The 1372-nt window shown below is 50.0% G+C and carries 1 protein-coding gene; it reads left to right on the top strand.

Going from position 1 to position 1372, the window contains the following annotated elements; all coding sequences use genetic code 11:
• A partial coding sequence (locus AB4653_RS00855; RefSeq protein WP_372103103.1) for an acyltransferase domain-containing protein occupies positions 1-1372 on the top strand: 1372 nt, incomplete at both ends.

Below are 1372 nucleotides of genomic sequence, written 5' to 3'. Positions count from 1 at the left end.
GGTGAAGGCATCGGCATGGTTGCTCTTAAGCGTCTTGAAGATGCAGAGCGTGACGGCGACAGAATCTACTCGGTAATTAAAGGTGTGGGTTCTTCGTCGGATGGTAAGTTCAAGAGTATTTACGCGCCTCGCCCTGAAGGGCAAGCTAAAGCACTGAAACGTGCTTACGATGATGCAGGTTTTGCACCGCACACGCTTGGCTTACTAGAAGCGCACGGTACTGGTACTGCTGCGGGTGATGTTGCTGAATTTGGTGGCTTAAACTCAGTATTCAGTGAGAACAACGAAGAGAAGCAACACATTGCGTTAGGCTCTGTGAAATCTCAAATTGGTCACACTAAATCAACCGCGGGTACTGCCGGTTTAATCAAAGCTGCATTAGCACTGCACCACAAAGTACTGCCGCCAACGATTAACGTATCGGCTCCGAATCCTAAGTTGGATATCGAGAACTCACCGTTCTACCTAAATACACAAACGCGTCCTTGGATGAAACGTGTCGACGGCACACCACGCCGTGCAGGTATCAGCTCATTCGGTTTTGGTGGCACTAACTTCCACGTTGTATTGGAAGAGTACACGCCAGAGCACGCTCGCGGTGATAAATACCGTCAGCGCCAAGTACCGCAAACTCTGTTATTCAGCGCAGAATCTCGTCAAGCATTGATCAATGAGCTAAAACAAGTTTCAACTCAAGCTGCAGACGCCGCGTTCAAACTGGAAGCGCTTGCTGAGCAGCACGCTCTACGCGAAGTAGACGCTAAGCACGCTCGTCTTGGTTTAGTTGTCACTGACCAAGCAGACCTGCAAGCGCAACTGACTCAAGCGATTTCTATGCTTGAGAGCCAAACCAAAACACATTGGCAGATGCCAAACGGTGCTAGCTACCGTGAGTCGGCACTGATTGCAGAAAATGGTGCGGGTAAAGTAGCAGCTCTGTTTGCAGGTCAAGGTTCGCAATACCTAAACATGGGTCGCGAGCTTGCATGTCACTACCCTGAAATGCGCCAACAGCTTGCTCAAGCGGATCAAGTATTTGGTCAGCACAAGAAAACAGCTCTGTCGCAAATTCTGTTCCCAATTCCAACCTTCACACCAGAAGCAACCAAAGCTCAAGAAGCGGTGTTAACCAACACGGCCAATGCTCAAAGTGCGATTGGTACTGTGTCTATGGGTCAGTTCGACATCATGACTCAAGCTGGCTTCAAAGCAGACATGGTCGCAGGCCACAGCTTTGGTGAGCTAAGCGCGTTATGTGCATCGGGTGTTATCTCGCAAGACGATTACTACCAGCTAGCTTTCGCTCGTGGCGATGCGATGGCTGCAACACCAGAACAAGGTGACAGCGGTACGATGTTTGCGGTCATCCTAG

It is taken from the genome of Vibrio sp. 10N.222.48.A3 (assembly GCF_041475345.1).
GTDB lineage: Bacteria > Pseudomonadota > Gammaproteobacteria > Enterobacterales > Vibrionaceae > Vibrio > Vibrio tasmaniensis_A.
The sequence above is the reverse complement of the archived record's forward strand: the minus strand, read 5'-3'. Positions and strand labels throughout refer to the sequence as shown.